This is a genomic window from Aquipuribacter nitratireducens, assembly GCF_037860835.1.
Lineage (GTDB): Bacteria > Actinomycetota > Actinomycetes > Actinomycetales > JBBAYJ01 > Aquipuribacter > Aquipuribacter nitratireducens.
In genome coordinates this window covers 321,760-341,916 of record NZ_JBBEOG010000003.1, presented here as the reverse complement: position 1 = coordinate 341,916, position 20,157 = coordinate 321,760, and the positions used below count along the sequence as shown (strand labels likewise).

At 76.4% G+C, this 20,157-nt stretch carries 20 protein-coding genes and 1 riboswitch; of the genes, 15 read left to right on the top strand and 5 right to left on the bottom strand.

The genetic code is table 11. The features are described from left to right. Positions 1-20 precede the first annotated feature (20 nt). The 4 genes from WAB14_RS07880 to WAB14_RS07865 all read right to left on the bottom strand — a co-directional run bounded on the left by WAB14_RS07880 (position 21) and on the right by WAB14_RS07865 (position 5,080). The gene (locus tag WAB14_RS07880; RefSeq protein WP_340269009.1) at positions 21-1,709 is read right to left on the bottom strand and encodes a hypothetical protein; all 1,689 of its coding nucleotides are present in this window, start codon (positions 1,707-1,709) and stop codon (positions 21-23) included. A gap of 45 nt (positions 1,710-1,754) precedes the next feature. After that, positions 1,755-2,636 (bottom strand): M14 family zinc carboxypeptidase, encoded by an 882-nt coding sequence (locus tag WAB14_RS07875; RefSeq protein WP_340269008.1) that lies wholly within the window; start codon positions 2,634-2,636, stop codon positions 1,755-1,757. A 171-nt stretch (positions 2,637-2,807) separates the two neighbouring features. After that, positions 2,808-3,758, bottom strand: coding sequence for an alpha/beta hydrolase (locus WAB14_RS07870; RefSeq protein WP_340269007.1), 951 nt, complete (start codon positions 3,756-3,758; stop codon positions 2,808-2,810). 104 nt (positions 3,759-3,862) lie between these two features. Beyond that, positions 3,863-5,080, bottom strand: coding sequence for a pyrophosphate--fructose-6-phosphate 1-phosphotransferase (locus WAB14_RS07865; protein WP_340269006.1), 1,218 nt, complete (start codon positions 5,078-5,080; stop codon positions 3,863-3,865). Between the two features lie 133 nt (positions 5,081-5,213). Between WAB14_RS07865 and WAB14_RS07860 the strand changes: the two genes are divergently transcribed. The 13 genes from WAB14_RS07860 to metX all read left to right on the top strand — a co-directional run bounded on the left by WAB14_RS07860 (position 5,214) and on the right by metX (position 18,390). Continuing rightward, entirely contained in the window at positions 5,214-5,447 is a 234-nt protein-coding gene (locus WAB14_RS07860; RefSeq protein ID WP_340269177.1) for a hypothetical protein, read from the top strand. A 112-nt stretch (positions 5,448-5,559) separates the two neighbouring features. Then, complete coding sequence (locus WAB14_RS07855) at positions 5,560-5,883, top strand: hypothetical protein (RefSeq protein ID WP_340269005.1); 324 nt, start codon at positions 5,560-5,562, stop codon at positions 5,881-5,883. Between the two features lie 51 nt (positions 5,884-5,934). Further along, positions 5,935-6,732, top strand: a complete 798-nt coding sequence (locus tag WAB14_RS07850; protein ID WP_340269004.1) for a matrixin family metalloprotease — start codon at positions 5,935-5,937, stop codon at positions 6,730-6,732. 48 nt (positions 6,733-6,780) lie between these two features. After that, positions 6,781-7,740 (top strand): proteasome assembly chaperone family protein, encoded by a 960-nt coding sequence (locus WAB14_RS07845; RefSeq protein ID WP_340269003.1) that lies wholly within the window; start codon positions 6,781-6,783, stop codon positions 7,738-7,740. Then, positions 7,737-8,204: a pilus assembly protein CpaE gene (locus tag WAB14_RS07840; RefSeq protein WP_340269002.1), complete on the top strand. Its 468-nt coding sequence runs from the start codon at positions 7,737-7,739 to the stop codon at positions 8,202-8,204. The genes WAB14_RS07845 and WAB14_RS07840 overlap by 4 nt, the downstream gene beginning before the upstream one ends. A gap of 80 nt (positions 8,205-8,284) precedes the next feature. Continuing rightward, the gene (locus WAB14_RS07835; protein ID WP_340269001.1) at positions 8,285-10,531 is read left to right on the top strand and encodes a PAS domain S-box protein; all 2,247 of its coding nucleotides are present in this window, start codon (positions 8,285-8,287) and stop codon (positions 10,529-10,531) included. A gap of 39 nt (positions 10,532-10,570) precedes the next feature. Further along, a complete protein-coding gene (locus tag WAB14_RS07830; RefSeq protein WP_340269000.1) occupies positions 10,571-12,376 on the top strand; it encodes a DUF885 domain-containing protein in 1,806 nt (601 codons plus the stop codon). A 135-nt stretch (positions 12,377-12,511) separates the two neighbouring features. Next, positions 12,512-12,880, top strand: coding sequence for a YkvA family protein (locus WAB14_RS07825; protein ID WP_340268999.1), 369 nt, complete (start codon positions 12,512-12,514; stop codon positions 12,878-12,880). 85 nt (positions 12,881-12,965) lie between these two features. Beyond that, positions 12,966-14,219, top strand: coding sequence for a DUF4192 domain-containing protein (locus tag WAB14_RS07820; RefSeq protein WP_340268998.1), 1,254 nt, complete (start codon positions 12,966-12,968; stop codon positions 14,217-14,219). A 191-nt stretch (positions 14,220-14,410) separates the two neighbouring features. Next, positions 14,411-15,088 (top strand): RNA polymerase sigma factor, encoded by a 678-nt coding sequence (locus tag WAB14_RS07815; protein ID WP_340268997.1) that lies wholly within the window; start codon positions 14,411-14,413, stop codon positions 15,086-15,088. Then, on the top strand, positions 15,073-15,597 hold the full coding sequence (locus WAB14_RS07810) for a hypothetical protein (protein ID WP_340268996.1): 525 nt from the start codon (positions 15,073-15,075) through the stop codon (positions 15,595-15,597). Before WAB14_RS07815 ends, WAB14_RS07810 begins: the two co-directional genes overlap by 16 nt. 111 nt (positions 15,598-15,708) lie before the next feature. Further along, positions 15,709-15,821, top strand: a riboswitch (SAM riboswitch). A gap of 29 nt (positions 15,822-15,850) precedes the next feature. Then, positions 15,851-17,173, top strand: coding sequence for a bifunctional o-acetylhomoserine/o-acetylserine sulfhydrylase (locus WAB14_RS07805; RefSeq protein ID WP_340268995.1), 1,323 nt, complete (start codon positions 15,851-15,853; stop codon positions 17,171-17,173). 14 nt (positions 17,174-17,187) lie between these two features. Then, the gene (gene metX / locus WAB14_RS07800; protein ID WP_340268994.1) at positions 17,188-18,390 is read left to right on the top strand and encodes a homoserine O-acetyltransferase MetX; all 1,203 of its coding nucleotides are present in this window, start codon (positions 17,188-17,190) and stop codon (positions 18,388-18,390) included. Between the two features lie 49 nt (positions 18,391-18,439). Here the strand turns inward: metX and WAB14_RS07795 are convergent, their stop codons facing one another. Continuing rightward, the gene (locus WAB14_RS07795; RefSeq protein ID WP_340268993.1) at positions 18,440-18,922 is read right to left on the bottom strand and encodes an NUDIX domain-containing protein; all 483 of its coding nucleotides are present in this window, start codon (positions 18,920-18,922) and stop codon (positions 18,440-18,442) included. A 143-nt stretch (positions 18,923-19,065) separates the two neighbouring features. Here WAB14_RS07795 and WAB14_RS07790 point away from each other — a divergent pair, with 143 nt between their 5' ends. Together WAB14_RS07790 and WAB14_RS07785 are read left to right on the top strand one after the other, a co-directional pair. Continuing rightward, the gene (locus WAB14_RS07790; protein WP_377002417.1) at positions 19,066-19,452 is read left to right on the top strand and encodes a universal stress protein; all 387 of its coding nucleotides are present in this window, start codon (positions 19,066-19,068) and stop codon (positions 19,450-19,452) included. Beyond that, a complete protein-coding gene (locus WAB14_RS07785; protein WP_340268991.1) occupies positions 19,449-20,027 on the top strand; it encodes an HhH-GPD-type base excision DNA repair protein in 579 nt (192 codons plus the stop codon). Before WAB14_RS07790 ends, WAB14_RS07785 begins: the two co-directional genes overlap by 4 nt. The last annotated feature ends 130 nt before the right edge of the window (positions 20,028-20,157 follow it).

Genomic DNA, 20,157 nt, shown 5'->3' with positions numbered 1-20,157 from the left:
GGCGCGTCGCGGCAGGCGGGTCAGCGCCAGAGCGCCTCGGCGACCTGCGTGAACATGCCCTTCGGGTGGTCGCGGTAGAGCGGCTCGGTGCCGAACAGGGTGACGTCGGCGCCCGCGGCTGTGCCGCTCACGACGACGGGCTGCCCGGCGAAGGCCGACGACCCGATCCAGTGCCCGGAGAGGAGGAACTCGCCCTCGGCGAGCTCCTGGTCGACACGCACCCCGGCGCCCACGCTGCTGAAGACGCGCGGGGAGCTGACGAACGAGACGTCGATGGCGTCACCGGTCACCGGGCTGTCCGGCGTGTTGACGACCGCGACGGTGCCGTTGGCGTCACCCCGGGCCGCGGTGACGGTGACGTCGAGCAGACCTGCGGCGGCGTTGAACGCCGCACCGCCGGAGCCGCGGCCCACGACCGTGCCACCGTCCGCGAGCCACGCGGTGAGCGCGGCGCGTCCGGCCGGGGTCAGCGTCGCCGGATTGAGCGTGGTCGCGGGGTTGCCGCCGCTGGACCCGACGTAGAGCGCGTCGAGGTCGGCGAGGTCGACCGCCCCGCTGTCGACGAGCGCGCTCGTCACCGGCACCACGTCGAAGCCCATCTCGCGCAGCGCGAAGGCCTCGTCGGCCGGGCCGCTGAGACCGACGGTGAGGCGGTCGACCGGGGTCGCGAGACCCACCTCGGCCGCCGAGGCCGCACGCACGTCGAGCCCGGCGCCCTGTGTCACCTCCCGCACCGTCGCGGCGTCGCCGCGGACGACGAAGGTGCCGTCGTCGAGCCGGCCCACCGCGAGCCCGTCACCGGCGAGCGCGTTGACCGCGGCGACACCCTCGACGGAGTCGACGGTGAAGGCGTACCCGGCCCGCCGACCGGCGGGGAAGCTGCCGGTCGGGACGGTCGAGGAGACGTCGACGAGCTGGTTCCCCTGCAGGTCCCCCGTCTCGACGACCTCGACGGTGGCGCCCCACAGGTCCCCGAGGCTCCACCCGGAGATGTCGTACATCGTGGGGAAGTCGAGGGTGACGTCGCGGCCCTCGTCGAGGATCGTGTTCGCCAGGCCGCGCTTGGCCTGGTGCATGTCGACGACGTACGTCCCGGCCTCGTAGCGGACCCCGCCGATCCGGACCGGCGCCTTGGCGACCGTCACCTCGACGTCGTTGTCGACGAGGAACTCCACGAGCCGCGACGCGGCCGTCTCGCTGCGCTGGTCCTCGCCGGCCGGCAGCACGTACGCGCGCGGGTACTCCTGCGCGTACGTCTCGCTGTGGTCGTAGGCGGTGCCGTCGGGGAAGACGCCCTTGGCGGCCGTCTCGATCGCGAGCGGGTCGTCGATCGGCCGGGAGTCCTCGCCGGCTGCGCCGCGGCGGAAGAGCTCGATCTGGTCGGCGAGGATGGCCTCGTCGTTCGCGTTGGCGTACTCGAAGTTGCCGAGGATCGTCGCCCGGGCGATCGCGGTGTTGAGGCGGGTGCGCTCGTGGCGCTCGGCCACGGACAGCGCCGAGCTGCGCGGGTTGTACGGGAACTCGATCGTGTGACCGACCGCACCGTGGTACATCGCGTACATCGGCGTGAAGATCGGCGGCCAGTCGTCCCAGCCGTCGGAGAAGTCGCGGTAGGGGATGAGCACCTGCGACCACGGTGCCCCCGTGGTGCCGTTGGTGGCTCGCGGCCGGAACTCGTCGCCGAGCTCCTCGAGGACCTTCGCCTCCATCGACAGCGCGTTGCGCAGGGCGTGGCGGATGTAGAGGTCGTACTCCTAGTTCTCCCCGTGCGGGCCGGTGGTGGGCTCGATGAGGGTCTGGTTGACGTAGCCGTGCTGGTCGAGGAACGTCAGCGGGTTGTAGCGGATGATCTGGTCCCGGGCGACGCGGACCTCCGGCTGCGACTGGGTGATGAAGTCGCGGTTCATGTCGAAGCCGTTGGCGTTCGCGCGGGTCGCGGCGACGCGGCCGTCGGGGTTGAGCGAGACGAGGAACGCGATGACGTGGTCCTCGACGAGCGACGTGGTGAACGCGTCCGTCCCGAACGCGAGCTCGTCCATGACCTGGAAGGAGGCGTCCGTGCCCTCCCACTCGTTGCCGTGGATGTTGTTGTTGACGAACAGCGGCGTGCGCCACTCGTCGTAGCCGCCGGCGGCGAGCAGCGCCGCCGCCGCGTCGGGGTCCTCGGTGCGCAGGTCGGACAGCTCCTGCCAGTCGTCCCACTCCGAGTCGGTCATCTCCTCGGTGATGACGACGAGGTGGAGGTCGCGACCGAGGGAGCTCTGCCCGACCACCTCGACGCTCACCCGGTCGCTGGCCTGCAGGGCCCGCAGCTTGGGCGCGAACTCGTGGTACGGGGTGAGGTTGAGCGGGATGGCCAGGTCGGCGGAGTTGACCGGCACGTCGACGATGACGTCGTTGCGCGGTTGGGCGGGGAGGTCGGCGGCACCGCGCTGGGCGGCCTGCCCGATGGACGCCGTGCCGCCGGAGCGGCCCTGCGACCGGACGGCGGCGAGGTCGGGTCCGGAGGGACCCCGGTCGTCGGGGCTGCGGACCGCGGCGCCCGCGTCGGGGTCGGCCGCGGGTGCGGCTGAGGCGGCAGGGACGAGGGACAGCGCGAGCGCGCACGCGACTGACGTCGCGAGGGCACCCGGCACCCATCTGCGGGATGACATACGGGGCGTTCTCCTCGGGTCGTGGTCCTCCGCCGACGCCTGCGGCGGCGGGGACCGGCTGGGGTGGCGTCATCCTTCACCGGACGGTCGGTGAGCGACAAGGGGTCACCGGGACCACGGGGCGAAGTTGACGCAGACGTAACAGGCGACCCCTCAGCCCTCGGCGAGGGCCTCGCGCAGGAACGCCGCGACCTCGCCGAGCGCGTGGCGGGCCCGCTGCCGCCCGAGCCCCGCCGTCGACAGGAACCCGTGGACCGCGCCGGGGTGGTCGGTGGCGCGCACGGGCACACCTGCGGCTCGCAGGCGGGCCGCGTAGGCGAGCCCCTCGTCGCGCAGCGGGTCGTGCTCGGCGGTGAGGACGTGCGTCGGCGGCAGCCCGCGCAGGTCGCGGTCCCGCAGCGGTGAGACCCGGGGATCGGCCGGGTCCGTGCCGGTGCCGTCGAGGTAGAGCCCGACGAAGCGGCGGAGGTCCTGCGCTGTGAGGAACGGGGCGGTCGCGTTCCGTGCCACGGACGGCGAGGTAAGCGTGGCGTCCAGGGCCGGGTACACGAGGACCTGGGCGGCGAGGACGGGGTCGCCGGGAGCGGGCTCGTCGCGGAGGCGGGCGGCCGTCGCCGCCGCGAGGTTGCCGCCGGCGCTGTCGCCGACGAGGCAGAGGCTCCCGGTGCGGAGCCTCGCCCCCGCACCGACCCGCCCGGGCTCGGCCGCCGTCCACCGGACGGCGTGGACGCAGTCCTCGAGCCCGGCGGGGAAGGGGTGCTCGGGGGCGAGCCGGTAGGCGACGGACACGACGACCGCCGGCACCGCCAGGGTGAGCGCCGCGACCCACCAGGGCGTCGGCTCGACGTCGCCCAGGGCCCACCCACCGCCGTGGAGGTGGACGACGACCGGCAGCTCCGTCCCCACCTCGACCGCGCCGGGTGCGGGGGAGTGGACGACGAGCCGCACGCCGTCGGGGGAGGCCGGCCCCGGTGCGGTGCGGAGCGAGTGCCGCCGCACCCCCGCGGGCGGTGCCCCGTAGACGGCGTCCCCGACGAGGCGCAGCGCGGCGGCGACGGGACGGAGACGCAGCCCGGGCTCGCGCGCCCGCGCGAGGGCGCCCACGTCGGCCGGGGCGCCGACCGCGCCGAACCGGCGCCCGACCCGGTCGAGGGCCCGGACGACGGGGCCCGGGGGCAGCGACAGGGCCGGCGCGGGTCCCGCCCTGTTCAGGCGGCCTGCCCGATGTCCCGCAGGAGCTGCCGGAACCACTCCGTCGAGGTGTCGAACGCCTTGCCGCCGGCGATCCGCTCGAACTCGATGGCGCGCAGGCGCCCGCCCTGCTCCTCGTCGTGACCGACGACCCCGCCCTCACGACGCAGTGCGCACTCCACGGCGAGGTCGGTGCACGACTTGATGAGGCGCAGGTCGTCGGCGTTCGGCGCCGCCGAGCGGGAGAAGTAGCCGGACTTCTGCACCATCGTCTTCTCCGCGCCGATCCGGGCGGCGAACTGCTTGGCGAACCACGCCCCGGGGTTGATGGTGTCGATCTTCACGTGGCCGAAGGGGTCGCGGGCGACCGCCTCCCCGGCGCGCTCGAGCTCGGCGACGATCGTCTGCACGCCCGCGCCCTCCGAGACGAAGAGGTTGACGCAGCCGATGTCGTCCATGACGGCACGCAGCCGCTCCGACTCCTGCTCGACGTCGAACTCCAGCTCGGGCAGGTAGACGCCGTGGACGTCCCAGCGCCGGGGGTCGTTGCCGAAGCCCGGGACGAAGCGCTGGGTGGCGAGCCACTCGCGGTGCGCCGCGGCCGTCGCGGCCGTGAGCCAGCCGCAGCCGCGCCCCATGACCTCGTGCACGACGAGCATCCGCGGGTTCGAGGAGTGCTCGGCGAGGACGTTGCGGGCGAACACCGCCCCCTGCTCCGCCGCCGTCCACGCGCCGAGGGACTGCCGGATGGGCACGACGTCGTTGTCGATCGTCTTCGGCAGGCCGACGACCGTGAGGTCGTAGTCGTGCTCGGCGAGGTAGGCGGCGAGGTCCGCAGCCGTCGTGTTCGTGTCGTCGCCGCCGATGGTGTGGAGGACGTCGACCCCGTCGGCGACGAGCTGGTCGGCGGCGACCTTGAGCGCCTCCTCGCCCTCGGCCACGAGGCCGCGCTGCACGAGGTCGGCGAGGTTCGTCAGCTTCACGCGGCTGTTGCCGATGGGGCTGCCGCCGAAGCGGTGGAGCAGGTGCGCGTCGCGGCGGACCTCGTCGGTGACGCGGACGGAACGACCGGAGAGCAGGCCGGCGTACCCGTCGAGGTAGCCGATGATCTCCACCTCGGGCGCGATCTCCGTGTAGCGCTCGACGAGCCCGCCGACGGCGGAGGACAGGCAGGGCGCCAGCCCGCCGGCGGTGAGCATGGCGACCTTGCGGACGGGGGCGTGGTGCTCGGGCACGGGGAACCTCCAGGCGGCACGGGGTCTCTCGCCCGCGACCCTAGTGCGCGCACCAAGATCCACGGGCGGGCGGTCCGCGGACGGGAGAGGCTGGGGACGAACCGGACACACACCGACCCGATCAGGAGGCACCGTGACCGACACCGACGTGCGCGACGGACAGACCACGAACATCGCCGACTTCGGCCGCGAGATGTGGTCCTTCCTCACCGGCAAGGGCGCGAGGATCGACTACACGTTCGTCGACATGACCGTCGAGGTGCCGCGCGAGACGGGACCGCAGTCCCCCCGCGCCGTGTGGAAGCTCGACGGCACCCTGCGCATCACGACGCAGGACAACGACGGCGGCGGGGCGAGCCCTGCCTGACCGCCTCTCGCTCGGCGCCGACCTCACCGTCGCCGTCACGGCGGCCGACGGCAGCGAGGGCACCGTCCGCCTCACGGGCGACGGGGGCCCGCTCCGGGTCGAGGTGACGGGCGTGCGGGCGCTGCGGCGGTCGCTGCCCCGCAGCGAGGTCGTCGCCGGGGCGGGCCCCCGCCAGGTGCTCGCCGCCGTCGACGACGTCCTGCGCCGGGTGACCGACGCGGCGCCCGTCGGCGTCCGTCGCGACCTGCTCGCCACCGACGTCGACGTCGTCGTGGGCGGGCGGCTGCTCGCCCGACGCCGGCAGGGGCGCTGGGCCCCCAGCCCGACCGTGGCCGCGGGGGCCGGCGCGACCGCGGCGGCGGCCGTCGGCGTCGTGACGGGCGTGCTGCTCGCCGTCGTCGCGGTGGTGCGGCGGGTGCTTCGCCCACGCGGGTGAGCCGGCACGCCCCCGCTGCGGCGGCGTGAGGTCGTCCCCGATGCTCCAGGGGTGAGGGGCGCTGCGGTCGTCGTCGCCTCCCTGGCCGTCGTCGCCGCCGTCCTCCTCGGGGCGACGCTGGCCGGCGGCCGGGTCGGCATGCTCGCGGAGCCCGGCGTCCCCGCCGACGCGGCCGCCGCTCCGCTGCGGCTGCCGCCGGACGTCGTCGACCCGGGTGGGTACACGTTCATGGCGACGCTGGGGGACGTCCCCGGCGGCGAACCGGTCCGGTGGGACCCGTGCCGTCCCGTCCACGTCGTCGTGCGCCCCGACCGGGAGCCGGCCGGCGGGCGGCGGGCGCTGGAGGTCGCCCTCGACGAGGTCGGCCGGGCCACCGGGCTCGTCTTCGTCGTCGACGGTGAGACCGACGAGCCGCCCGCCGCCCAGCGCGCCGTCGTCGACCGCGCCCGCTACGGCGACCGCTGGTCGCCCGTCCTCGTGACGTGGACCGACGCGGCGGAGCACCCGCCGCTGGCCGGCGCCGCCGGCATGGCCGGGCCCCAGGGGTGGCGCTCCGGCGGCCACGAGCGCTGGGTGTCCGGCACCGTCGCGCTCGACGCCGCGTGGTTCGCCGCGAGCCTGCCGGAGGAGCTCGGGCGCCGCCGCGCCGAGGCCGTCCTCGTCCACGAGCTCTCCCACCTCGTCGGGCTCGGGCACTCCGCCGACCCGTTCTCGCTCATGTCGCCCGCCTACCAGTCGGTCTACGACCTGTCGACGGCGGACCGCGCCGGGCTCGCCCGGCTCGGCGCCGGTCCGTGCGAGCAGGTCGGCGACGGGACCACCGCGCGGGATGCCCCCGCGGCGCCGTAGCGTTGTCGAGGGGCGGACATACCCACGACCCGGAGACGGAGGCCCCAGGTGCACCCGGCACGCGACGAGAACGGCCTGCTCACCTACGCCGACGGCGTCGGGGAGCCCGACGGCGTCCACGTGCCGGAGGGGCTCGTGCTCGTCCACCACCTCGCCGGGTTCGTCGACGCCGGCAGCGCCGCGAGCACCGCGGTCGAGGCGCTGCTCGAGGGCCACCGGCGGACCGACGTCGCCGAGCTCGACGCCGACGTCCTCGTCGACCACCGCAGCCGCCGGCCCGCCATGGGGTTCGACACCGACCGCTGGACGTCGTACGAGGCGCCGCGGATCACCGTGTCGCTGCTCGAGCGCCCCGACGAGCCCGGGCAGTCCCTCCTGCTGCTGCACGGCGTCGAGCCGGACTACCGCTGGGAAGCGTTCACCGGCGCCGTCGTGGGTCTCGTCCGGGACCTCGGCGTGCGCCTCGTCGTCGGTCTGTCGGCCATCCCGATGGGGGTGCCGCACACGCGTCCCGCCGGGGTCATCACCCACGGCACCCGCGCGGAGCTCGTCCGCGGGCGACGTGCCTGGGTGGGGCAGGTCCGGGTGCCGGGGCACGTGGGGGGGCTGCTGGAGTACCGGCTCGGCCAGTCGGGGCTCGACGCGATGGCCTTCACGGTCAACGTCCCGCACTACGTCGCGCAGGCCGACTACCCCGAGGCCTCGGCGGTGCTGCTCGAGCACCTGCAGCAGGTGACCGGAGTCGCGCTCGACGTGTCGGCGCTGCGGGCGCGTGCGGTGACGACCCGCGCCGACATCGACGCGGAGGTGGCGAAGAGCGCGGAGGTCGCCGCCGTCGTGCAGGCCCTCGAGGAGCAGTACGACTCCCTCGCGGCGAGCGCGGCCGACGACCTCCGCAACGACCTGCCGGACGCCGACGAGCTCGGCGCGGAGCTCGAGCGGTTCCTGGCGGAGCGCGAGCCCGGCGGCGGCGCCGGCGGCGCCGCGGGACCGGAGGGCTTCCGGTGAGCCTGCGCGCCCTCGACTCCGCCGAGCTCCTGCCGGTCGCCACGGCGCGACGGCTGCGCGAGGCGGGCCTCGGCTGGCGCCCGACGGCGGGCGACCGCTTCGTGCTGCCCGACCGCGGCATGGACGACGACGTCTTCGTCGTCTCCGACATGGTCGCGGACGTCCACGACTTCCCCTCCGGGGCCGTCATCGGCTTCAACGGGACGGTCGAGTGGGCGCTCGACAGCGTCGGGAGCGAGCAGGCGCTGTGGCTGCCCCTGGAGGAGCAGCTGCGCCGCCTGCTCGGCGGCACCTTCCGTCGCCTCGACCGCGACGCGTCCGGCGACGCGTCCGGCGACACGACGCGGTGGGTCGTCACGGTGTCGCTGCCGGGCGAGACGGAGCAGCGCGACGTCGCCGCCGCGACCGCGGTGGAGGCGTACGCGGAGGCCCTCCTCCTGCTGCTCGGCCGCGTCACCGACTAGCCGCGACGGCCCTGCGCCCGGACGGGCGGTGGCCCGGCGGGAGCCTCAAGGCCGCGACGGCCACGACCGACGTGGTGCGGGTGAGCGAACCGACCGTCGTCCCGCTCGTGCGCCCCCGGCGCGACCGCGCCCACGACGTCCCGCCGGCCGTGCCGGGTGCCGTCGCGGGGGCGGCGCCCCAGCGGTCCCCGGGCGAGGGGGACACGGCGGCGGGCGGGTCCGCCGCGGACGCCACCGTCGACGCGCTCGGGCTCGGACTGCTCCTGCACGACGCCGTCGGTCGGGTCACCGACCTCGACGCCAGCGCCGCGGCGGTGCTCGGCGTCGCCGTCGACGACGTCATCGGCATGACGTGGCACGACCCCGCGTGGGGTCTGCTCCGCGAGGACGGCCGTCCCATGGCCGGTCACGAGCACCCCGTCATGCAGGTCCTCGCCGACGGCACCCCCCGCCGCGGCGCGGTCGTGGGGCTGCGCGTCCGGCCGCGCCCGGGCGACGGCACGCCCCCCGCGGATCCCGTCGTGCCCGGTCCGCGCGCGGCCGAGTCCCCGCGGGGCGCGGACCGGGACGTGCGCTGGCTGCGGCTCGACGTCGCCCTCGTCGACGCACCCGGCGGGCGGGTCCAGGTCGCGGCCCTCGTCGGCGACGTCACCACGGACGTGGACGCCCGCCTCACCGTCGCCGTCGAGACGCTGCGCACGCGCCGCCTGCTCGCGCCCGAGCGGGACGTCGTCCTCCGGGTCTCCCGCTGGGGGAAGGTGCTGGGGGCCGGTGACGCGTGCGAGGACGTCCTCGGCCGCACCGCCGACGACGTCGTCGGCTGCTCCGTCGTGGAGTTCGTCAGCCCGGCCGACCGGCCCGCGGTCAAGGCCCGCTTCGACTCCCTCGCCCACGGCGAGGGGGCCGTGCTGCGGGTCCGCGTCCGCCGACGCGGCGGCGAGCGCCGCTGGACCCGCCTCGGGATGCGCTGGGTGGACGCCGACCTCTCGGAGGCGCACGTCGTCCTCGCCGACGAGCACGACGCGGTCGTGGCGTCGGCCGAGGCGGAGGAGCTGCGCGCCCACCTCACGACCGTCAGCCTCACCGCCCACGAGACGATCGGCCTGCACGGCGCCGACGGCACCTTCACGTGGGTCTCCGAGCGCGCCGCGCAGGACCTCGGCTGGGAGCCGGAGGACCTGCTGGGCCGCCCGCTGCACGCGCTCGTGCACCCGGACGACGTCGCGCGGGTCGACGGCGCCCACGGCAGCGCCGCCGCCGGCGACGCCGTCGCGGTCCGCTACCGCTTCCGCGGCGCGGACGACGAGCACCGGCTCGTCGAGACGGTCCTGTCCGGCCGGCTCGACCCGGCCACCGGTCGGGTCGTCGAGCTCCGCTCCGCGACCCGCCCCGCCGAGGACCTCGTCGACGCCGAGCGCCGCCTCGACGTCGCGGAGGAGCTGTTCCGCCGCAGCGTCGAGCAGTCGCCGGTCGGCACCGCGGTCCTCGCCCCCGACGGCTCGTGGCGTCAGGTCAACGACGCCCTCGTCCGCGCCCTCGGCCAGGCCCGCGGCGTCCTGCTGCGGCGACGCCACGACGAGCTGCTGACGGGGACGTCGCGGGAGGACGTGCGCGCCGGGCTCGTGAGCGTGGCGGCGGGTGAGCGCGACACGTGGCACGGCGCGGCGGAGTACCTCGGGGGCGACGGCGACGTCGTCCCGGTCCGGCTCGCGGTGTCCGCGGTGCGCAGCGCCGAGCACGAGCTCGTGTGCCTGCTGCTCCACGTCGTGGCGGGCGCCGCGACGGAACCCGACGGGCGGCCCCTCGCCCGCGCACTCGGCACGGACGAGCTGACGGGGCTGCGCCAGCCCGAGGTCGCGGCGGACCGGCTCGTCAACGCGCTCGAGCGATCCACCCGCACCGGACGGTCCGTCGGGGTGCTGTGGTTCGCCCTCGACGGCCTCGACGACCTCGTGGCCGCCCACGGCCGCGCCGCCGGGGACTCCGTCGTCGTGGAGGTCGCCGGCCGTCTGCGTCGCACCCTGCGCCTCGGCGACACCCTCGCACGCGTCGGCCAGGACGCCTTCCTCGCCGTCTGCGAGGACGTCCACGAGCTGGAGATCTCCAAGGTCGCGGCGCGCGCCACGGCCACGGTCGACGTCCAGGCCCCGGGCACCGGCCGGGGGAGGGTCACCGCGAGCGTCGGTGCGGCGGCCCGGGCCTGCGCCGGGAGCGAGGACCCGGTCCAGGTGGCGGAGGAGCTGCTCGCGTCCGCCGACGCCGCCGCCCGGCAGGTGCGGCTGCGCGGGGGAGCGGGCTGGCACCACACCCGGCACACGTTCGTCTGAGCGTGTCGCCACGGAGGCGCCGTGCTTGCATGAGCCCCCGTGACCTCCTCCGGACCGACCGCCCCGCCCGCCACCGCGCCCACCGCGGCCCGCGGTGAGCCGACGGCGCCCGACGGGTCCCGGGCCGTGCGCGACCTGGCGGAACGCTTCGTCGACGCCCTCACCCGCCTCGACCCCGCCCTCGCCACACAGCTCGGCAGCGACCCCCTCGCCGACGGTCTCCCCGACCTGTCGCCGGCGGGTGCCGACGCCGCCGAGGACCTGCGACGAAGCACCCTCGCGCGGCTCGACGCGCTGGAGGCCGCGGGTGCGCCCGACGACGCCGCCGAGCGCCGGTGCGCGGCGCTCCTGCGGGACCGGCTCGAGACCGCGGCCGCCGAGCACGCCGCGGGGGAGCACCTGCGCGACGTCGGCGTCCTGTTCAGCCCCGTGCAGCGCGTGCGCGCCGCCCTGCTCGCCATGCCGGTCGACGACGAGGCGGCCGTCGCCGCCGCCGTCCACCGCACGTCGCGGGTGCCGACCGCGTTCGCCGGCTACGTGCGGAGCCTCGAGGCCGGGGTCGCGGCCGGGCTGGGCGCGGGACCGGCTCAGGTCCGCGACGTCGTCGCGCAGCTCGACAGCTGGGCGGCGGTGGCCGGCGGGCGCGGCTGGTTCGCCGACCACCTCGAGGGCCTCCTCGCGGGTCTCGACGCCGCCGGGCGAGGTCCGTCCCCGGCCCTGCGCCGCGACGCCGAGCGCGCCGGTGCCGACGCCCTGGCCGCCGTCCGTTCCCTGCGGGACCACCTCTCCGAGACGTACCTGCCCGCCGTCGCCGCGACGCCGGACCCCGTGGGCCGGGAGCGCTACCTGCTGGGCGCGCGCCGCTGGACCGGCGCGGACCTCGACCTCGAGGAGGTGTACGCGTGGGGCTGGCGGGAGCTCGCCGCCGTCCACGCCCGCATGGTCGCCGTGGCCGAGGAGGTGCTGCCCGGGGCCACACCCGCGGCGGCGATGGCCCACCTCGACGCCCACGGTCCCGCCGTCGACGGGGTGGAGCCCGTGCGCCTGCACCTGCAGGCGCTCATGGACGGCGCGATCGAGGACCTCGACGGCACCGTCTTCGACATCGAGGGTCCCGTCCGCGTCGTCGAGGCGCGGATCGCCCCGCCGGGGTCCGCCGCCGCCCCGTACTACACCCGCCCCAGCCTCGACTTCGCCCGACCCGGCCGCACCTGGCTGCCCACCCTGGGACGGGAGCGCTTCCCCCTGTGGGACATCGTGTCGACCTGGTACCACGAGGGCGTTCCCGGACACCACCTCCAGCTCGCGCACTGGACGAGCCGCGCCCGCGACCTGTCGTCCTTCCAGCTGAGCGTCGGGTCGGTGTCCGCGGCGACGGAGGGCTGGGCGCTGTACGCGGAGACCCTCATGGACGAGCTCGGCCACCTCCGCGACGCCGGCGAGCGGATGGGCTACCTCAACGCCCAGGCGCTGCGGGCCGTGCGGGTGGTCATCGACATCGGGATGCACCTGGGCCTGCACGTCCCGCACGACCAGCAGGGGCTGCCGGTGGTGGCGGCCGGGGAGGTCCTCACCCCCGAGGTGGCGGGGCTGCTCCTGGCGGAGCGGACCCGTCTGCCGGCGGAGTTCCGCCGCTCCGAGGTCGTGCGGTACCTCGGCATGCCGGGGCAGGCGATCAGCTACAAGCTGGGGGAGCGCGCGTGGCTGGCGGGGCGTGCCCGCGCCGCGGCCGCCGCGTCGGCCCGAGGCGGGCAGCTGGACCTGCGGGCCTGGCACGCCGCCGCGCTCGACCTCGGTCCCCTCGGGCTCGACGACCTCGAGCCGGAGCTCGCGGTCCTGGGCTGAGCAGGCCGGGCCGAGCGAGCCGAGCCGAGCGAGCCGGGCCCAGCGAGCCGGGCACAGGACGGGGCGCTCGTGCGTTGAGGTGACGTCAGGACGACGACCGGTCAGGCTGACCGGGGCGGACCACGGAGGCAGGCGATGACAGCAGCACGGACGGGCAGGACGGGTCGCGCGGCGGCGCTCGGAGTCCTCCTGCAGGCACTGCGGGGCGGGGGCCGGTACAGCCTCGTGCAGCGGCTGCGGGCGCTGCCGCGCCTCGTGTCGGACCTGCTCCGCGGGCGGTACGGGGACGTCGACCGGTCCCGTCTCGTCGGCGTCGGACTGGGACTGCTGTACGTCCTCTCGCCGGTCGACGTCCTGCCGGAGGTGCTGCTCGGTCCGCTCGGTCTGGCCGACGACGCCGTCGTCACCGCCTGGCTGGCCGGCGCGGTCCTCGCCGAGGTCGACCGGTTCCTCGACTGGGAGCGCACGCGCGAGCGGGTCGTCCGGAGCACCGTCGTCGGCTGAGGTCGGCCGTCCACAGGCCCGGCAGGTCGTCCACAGGCGGATGCGGGCCTGCCGCGGCGTGCGGGGGCGAGGCCACTGTCGGGGCATGGCCGACGACGACAGCACCGACCCGCACACCTCCGGACGGACCTCCGGCGGCGACCACGGGGACCCGACGGACGGTCCTGTGCGCATCACCCGCCCCGACGGCCTGGTGGCCGCGATCCCGTACCTCCTGGGGCACCGGCCCACGCGGTCGCTCGTCGCGGTCGGGCTCCACGGCCGCGAGGTCCGCCTCGCCGCCCGGGTCGACCTCGCCGTCGGGGGGCCTCCGGGCACCCCCGCACCGGGGTGGCCCCACCTGGCCGGTGTCCTCGTCCGCAACCGGTGCACCGCCGTCCTCGTCGCCGTGTACGCGGACGACGACGCCGAGGAGGTCGCCCGCCGTGACGCCGGTGCCCTCGACGCGCTCGCCGAGACGGTCCGCTCCGGGCTCCGGTCCGTCGCCGGCGCCCCCGACCTGCTCGACCTCGTCCACGTAGGGCCGACGCGGTACCGGTCCCTGCTGTGCGACGACGCCGCATGCTGCCCACCGGGCGGCCGGGACACCGACGGACTCGCGTCCCACCCGGTGGCCGCCGCGTTCGTCGTGGGGGGCCGCACCTTCGCCGCGGACCGCTCCGCGGTCGAGCCGGAACCGGATCCGGCGTCGCCCGTCGACCTCGCGACCGCCGCGGCCGCCCACCGGCGCGCCGTCCGGGCGCAGCGCTCACGTCCCGGAGGCGCCGGACCGGATCCCGTGGGGCGGGCCGAGCTCCTCGAGGAGTGGCTGGGGCACCTGCCCGCGCCCCCGCCACCGGAGTCGACCGGACGGCTCGTCGGGGCGTGGCGTGTGGACCGCGGGCTGCGCGACGCCTGCCTCACCGCCCTCACCCCGGCCGGCCCCGGCGGGGCCCGCGACCTGCTCGCGGGCCGGGACACCCACCACGTCCTCGACCGGGCAGCCCACCTCGGCACCACCGGGCTCGACGCCGCGGGCGTCGTGCTGCGGCGCATGGCGTCGCTGTCGGCGCCGCTGGGACGGGCGGTCGTCCTCGCCGGTCACGCGTGGCTGGCCTGGACCGCGGGCGACGGCACCCGCGCGCTCGTGCTCGCGGAGCGGGCCCTGCGCGACGACCCGCGCCAGTCCCTCGCCGCCCTGGTCCTGCAGTGCCTCGACCACGGCCTCGGGCCGCACCCCGTGACGGATCACGAGACCGACCCCGCGGTGCCCCCCGGGGTGGAGCCCGGGAGGGCCTCGGTGCCGAGCGCGGGCGAGGCGCGGCAGGCGGGCTGCGGGCTCGACGGCAGCGCGGCGTGAGCGCCGCCGACCCCGGGCGCCCGAGCCCGGGCGGGCGCGTATCAGGGCAGCCGCCGCACCCTCCTCCCTGCGTGCGCGGACCGTCCGCGCACCGGCCGGCCAGACCCTGGCCGCGCCGACGGCCGACCACTAGCGTCGGGGGACGGGTGACCGCGCGGCCGCGGCACCCGAGCGCAGGAGGAGGCAGACCGGTGCCCGACACCCCCACAGCCGAGTCGGACCTCGAGGTCCGGGCGGTGAGCGTGCCCGGCGCGCGCGGCGGCTCGCGGTCCGCGGACGGCGACGAGGCCCCCCGGCCGCGTCACGTGCTCGCCGACAAGGCCGCCGACCTCATGCGACGGTGGTCGCACGGCGACACGACGGCGTGCGACGAACTCGTCGCCCTGCTCACACCGACCCTGTGGCACACCGCGCGCGCCTACCGGATCGAGGCGGTCGTCGCCGAGGACGTCGTCCAGAACGCCTGGGTGGCGCTGGCCAGGCGTCGCTCCTCGCTCCGCGACCCGCAGGCGGTCCTCGCGTGGCTGCTCGTCACCGTGCGACGGGACGCCGCCCGCGCGGCCGCGGCCAGGCGCGGCTCGGTCGACGACGCGGAGCCCGTGCTCCTCACCACGCCCGACCCCGCGCCCGGTCCCGCCGCACAGGTGGTCGACGCGGACCGGCGCCGACGCCTGTGGCAGGCGGTGGCCGGCATGCCCGAGCGGTGCCAGCGCCTGCTCCGCGTCATCGCGTTCGCCGACCGGCCCGACTACGCCGCGCTGTCGGCGGACCTCGACATGCCGGTCGGCAGCATCGGCCCCACCCGGGGCCGCTGCCTGAAGAAGCTGCGCCAGCGGCTGGGTGAGGAGGGGTCGTGGACCACGACGTGACGAGCGCCGCGCGAGCCGGGGACGGGGACCCCGCCGAGCTGCACGCAGAGCTGCGGCGCATGTGGGAGGCCCTCGACGCCCCACCGGACGGCCTCGTCGACAGGGTGCGGTTCGCGCTGCAGGCCGACGCCCTCGCCGGCGACCTCGACCTGGAGCTCATGCGCCTGCAGCAGGAGGGGCTCGCGGTCGCGGCTGCGCGCGGCGACGACGTCCGCACCGTGACCTTCGGGAGCCGTGCGCTCACCGTCATGCTCGCCATCAGCGAGGTCACGGGCGGGCACCGGGTCGACGGGTGGGTGGCGCCGGGCGGCAAGCGGCGGCTCGAGGTCCGGACCTCGGCGGGCACCAACCTCACGGCGTGCGACGAGTCGGGTCGCTTCACCCTCGACGTCGTCCCGCCCGGCCACCTGCAGCTCGTCCTCGCCAGTGACGACGAGGGCGGGCCGGGACAGGCGAGCGAGGACCCGCGCGTCCTCGCCGGGGTGGTGACCCCCGCGCTCACGCTGTGAGCACTGCGCGCGGCAGGTCGGCAGGCCCTGCGACGCCACCGGCGTCCGGGATGCGGGACGACGGGGCGGGTCACCCGGTCCCGCCGGGACCGGTGCCGTACCCTGCACCCAGGTCATGAGCGCCAGCGCCAAGCCCCGGCTCGCTGGCCGGCAACCCTCCTCCGCGGTGGGGTGCCCCGGGTGAGGACCGGGCCGTCCCCGACCGGTGGCGGCAAGCGCGGGCCCGAGGGGCCCCCGTCCACGGGAGGTCACCATGTCGAACCACAGCTCCTGGTCCTTCGAGACCCGCCAGATCCACGCGGGCCCCGGCCCCGACGCGGCGACCGGCGCGCGGGCTCTGCCGATCTACGCGACGACGTCCTACGTGTTCGACAGCACCGAGCACGCGGAGAACCTCTTCGCGCTCAAGGAGCTCGGCAACATCTACACGCGGATCATGAACCCCACCCAGGACGCGGTCGAGCAGCGCGTCGCGAGCCTCGAGGGTGGAGCCGCCGCGCTGCTGCTCGCCAGCGGGCAGGCCGCAGAGACCATCGCCCTGCTCAACGTCGCCGAGGCGGGCGACCACGTCGTCTCCAGCCCCCGGCTGTACGGCGGCACGTACAACCTCTTCCACTACACGCTGCCGAAGCTCGGCGTGCAGGTGTCGTTCGTCGAGGACCCCGACGACCTCGACTCCTGGCGCGCCGCCGTCCGGCCGCGCACCAAGGCGTTCTTCGCCGAGACGATCTCCAACCCGTACCAGGACGTCCTCGACATCGAGGGCGTCGCCGCGGTCGCCCACGACGCAGGCGTCCCCCTCGTCGTCGACAACACCGTCGCGACGCCGTACCTCGTCCGCCCCCTGGAGTGGGGCGCGGACGTCGTGGTCCACTCCGCGACGAAGTTCCTCGGCGGGCACGGCACCGCGATCGCGGGCGTCGTCGTCGACGCAGGCCGCTTCGACTACGGCCGCGACCCCGAGCGCTTCCCCGGCTTCAACCAGCCGGACCCCAGCTACAACGGCCTCGTCTACGCCCGCGACCTCGGCGAGGGCGGTGCCCTCGGGGCGAACCTGTCGTACATCCTCAAGGCGCGCGTGCAGCTGCTGCGGGACGTCGGCGCCGCCGTCAGCCCGTTCAACGCCTTCCTCGTCGGCCAGGGTCTGGAGACCCTGAGCCTGCGCATGGAGCGCCACGTCGACAACGCCCGCGCGGTCGCCCACTGGCTCGAGGGCCACGACGACGTCGAGCGCGTGGCGTGGGCCAGCCTGCCGAGCAGCCCGTTCCACGCACTCGCGGAGAAGTACGCCCCGCGCGGGTCCGGCTCCGTCCTCGCGTTCGAGATCGCGGGGGGCGTCGAGGCCGGGCGGCGTTTCGTCGAGGGCCTCGAGCTCCACAGCCACGTCGCGAACATCGGCGACGTGCGCAGCCTCGTCATCCACCCGGCCTCGACCACGCACAGCCAGCTGAGCGTCGACGAGCAGCGCGCGAGCGGGGTCACGCCCGGTCTCGTGCGGCTCTCGGTGGGCCTGGAGCACGTCGACGACATCCTCGCGGACCTCGAGGCGGGCTTCCGGGCCGCCAAGGGCGCCTGAGCGGGGCCCGGCGCGTGGTGGCGTGGCGGGAGGGCGACCCCCCCGGCGGACGGCGCTTCGTCGACGTGGGCCCGCTCGACCTCGAGGCCGGCGGCTCCCTGCCGGGAGCGAGGGTCGCGTACGAGACGTGGGGCACGCCCAGGCGCGGGGCGGACGGCACCGTCGCCAACGCCGTCCTCGTCGAGCACGCCCTCACGGGCGACTCCCACGTCGTCGGCCCGGCCGGCCCCGGGCACCCCTCGCCCGGCTGGTGGGACGGCGTCGTCGGTCCGGGTCTCGCCGTCGACACCGACCGCTGGTTCGTCGTGGCCGCGAACGTCCTCGGCGGCTGCCAGGGCACCACCGGGCCCGCCTCGCCCGCCCCGGACGGCCGGGCGTGGGGCAGTCGCTTCCCGCACGTCTCGGTGCGCGACCAGGTGGGTGTCGAGGCGCGCCTGGCCGACGCGCTCGGCGTGCGCCGGTGGTCGCTCGTCGTCGGCGGCTCGATGGGCGGGATGCGGGCCCTGGAGTGGGCGGTGGGCCTGCCGGGGCGCGTCGAGCGCTGCGTCGTGCTCGCCAGCTGCGCCGCCGCGTCCGGGGACCAGCTCGCGTGGTGCGCCCCCCAGCTCGCCGCCATCACCGGCGACCCCGCCTGGCGGGGCGGGGACTACCACGACGGGCCCGACGAGGGCCCCGTGACCGGTCTCGGCGTGGCACGTCGCATCGCGCACGTGACGTACCGCTCGCGCTGGGAGATGGACACGCGTTTCGGCCGCGACGCGCAGGACGGCGAGGACCCGCTGGTCGGCGGCCGCTACGCCGTCGAGTCCTACCTCGACCACCAGGCCGGCAAGCTCGCCCGCCGCTTCGACGCCGGCAGCTACGTGCTCCTCACGCGCGCGATGAACGGCCACGACGTCGGTCGCGGTCGCGGCGGGGTCGCCGCGGCGCTCGGACGGGTGCGGGCGCGGACCACGGTCGTGGGCGTCGACTCCGACCGGCTGTACCCCACCGAGCAGCAGGAGGAGCTCGCGGCCCTGGTGCCGGGAGCGCGCTACGTCCTCGTGACGTCGCGCTTCGGCCACGACGGCTTCCTCGTGGAGACCGCCCAGGTCGCGCGCGCCCTCGCCGACGCGCTCGCCGACGCCGACGCCGACGACAGCGGTGACGACAGCGGTGACGACAGCGACGACGACAGCGCCGGGGAGGCCGCCGCGCCGTGCGGCGTCGCCGGCTGAGGACGACCGCGCGTCGGGTGCCGACCGCGCCTCAGGTGCCGACGGCGCGTCAGGTGCCGACCGCGCGGCGCGCTGCGGCGGCCAGCCGGTCCCAGTCCCGCGCGAGACCGTGGTGCAGCGGCAGCTGCGGGCGCTCGTCCACCGGGCGCCACGCCAGCGCCTCGGTCTCGGCGTTCGCCGCCCCGAGGGCGGCGCCGGCGGCGACGACCCCCACGACGTAGTCGTAGCGCCAGTCGCCGTGGTCGGTCCCCGTGACCGTCGCCGCGACCACGACGTCGGCGGCCTGCACGCCCGCCTCCTCGACCGCCTCGCGCAGGGCGGCGGCGACCACGTCCTCGTGGCTGTCCCGCGCCCCGCCGGGTACCGCCCACGTGCCACCGTCGTGCACCCAGCCCGCCCGGTGCTGCAGGAGCACCTCCGCTGCGCCGTCGTCGCGCGCCCGCACGAGCACGAGCCCCGCGGCGCCGTGCCGGCCCCAGTGGCGGGCGCCGCAGCGGCAGGAGACCCAGCCGTCGCCGTCGCGTCCCGCCACCCGGGCAGCGTACGTCCGCCGACGCCGCCGGGTCCGGGACGGTCGGTGGCGCGCGCTGCCGCCGAGAGGGCTACGGTCGCCGGTACGGTCACCGCGTGACCGCGGTCGCCGGCCACCCGGCCGGTGCGGGACCTGGAGGTGACATGGCCGTCGTCGTCGGCTACCTGCCGAGCAAGGAGGGGCGGGCCGCGCTCGCCCACGGCGTCGACGCCGCCGTGCGCCACGGTGCGCGGCTCGTCGTGGTGAGCAGCCGGGAGGACACGACCGACGCGGTCCAGGCCGACCTCGAGCCGCACGTGGGCCGGCTGGGGGAGCGCGGGCTCGCGTACGAGGTCCGGCACCTGCCGCGCAGCAGCGACCCGGCCGACGACCTGCTCGGTGTCGCCGACGAGGTGGGCGCGACGGTCATCGTCATCGGGCTGCGCCGGCGGTCGCCCGTCGGCAAGCTCATCCTCGGGTCCAACGCCCAGCGGATCCTCCTCGACGCCACGTGCCCGGTGCTGGCGGTGAAGGGCGAGGACGGGCCGTGACGTCCCTGCGGCTGACGGGGGACGAGCGCGCGGACGCCCTGCTGTCCCGCGACCCGTTCGCGCTGCTCGCGGGCATGCTGCTCGACCAGCAGATCCGGATGGAGACCGCGTTCGCGGGGCCCGCGCGCATCCTCGAGCGCCTCCCGGGCACCCCCGACCGCCTCGACCCGGTCGCCCTCGCGGGCATGCCCGAGGCGGACCTGGCCGCCGTCATGGCGGGGCCGCCCGCCGTCCACCGCTACCACGGCTCCATGGCGCGTCGGCTGCAGGCGCTCGCGCGGGTGGTGCGAGACGACTACGACGGCGACGCCGCCGCGCTGTGGCGCGACGTCGACGACGGGGCGCAGCTGCTGCGACGGGTCCGGGCCCTGCCGGGCTTCGGCGACCAGAAGGCGCGGATCTTCGTCGCACTGCTCGGCAAGCAGCTCGGGGTGCGCCCGGACGGGTGGCGGGAGGCGGCGGGCGAGTACGGCGAGGCGGACGTCCACCGGTCGGTCGCCGACGTCGTCGACGACGCGAGCACCGCCCGGGTGCGGGAGTTCAAGCAGCAGCGGAAGGCCGCCTCGAGAGCCTGACGACGACGGAACACCGAGGACGTCCGGCGCGTTCCCCTGGGTGCACGAGGAGGGGCCTGCGTCGCCGAGCGCCACGGGCGTAGGACTACAATGGTAGGTCTGGTCGTCGCGGTCACGGACGGCGCCAGGA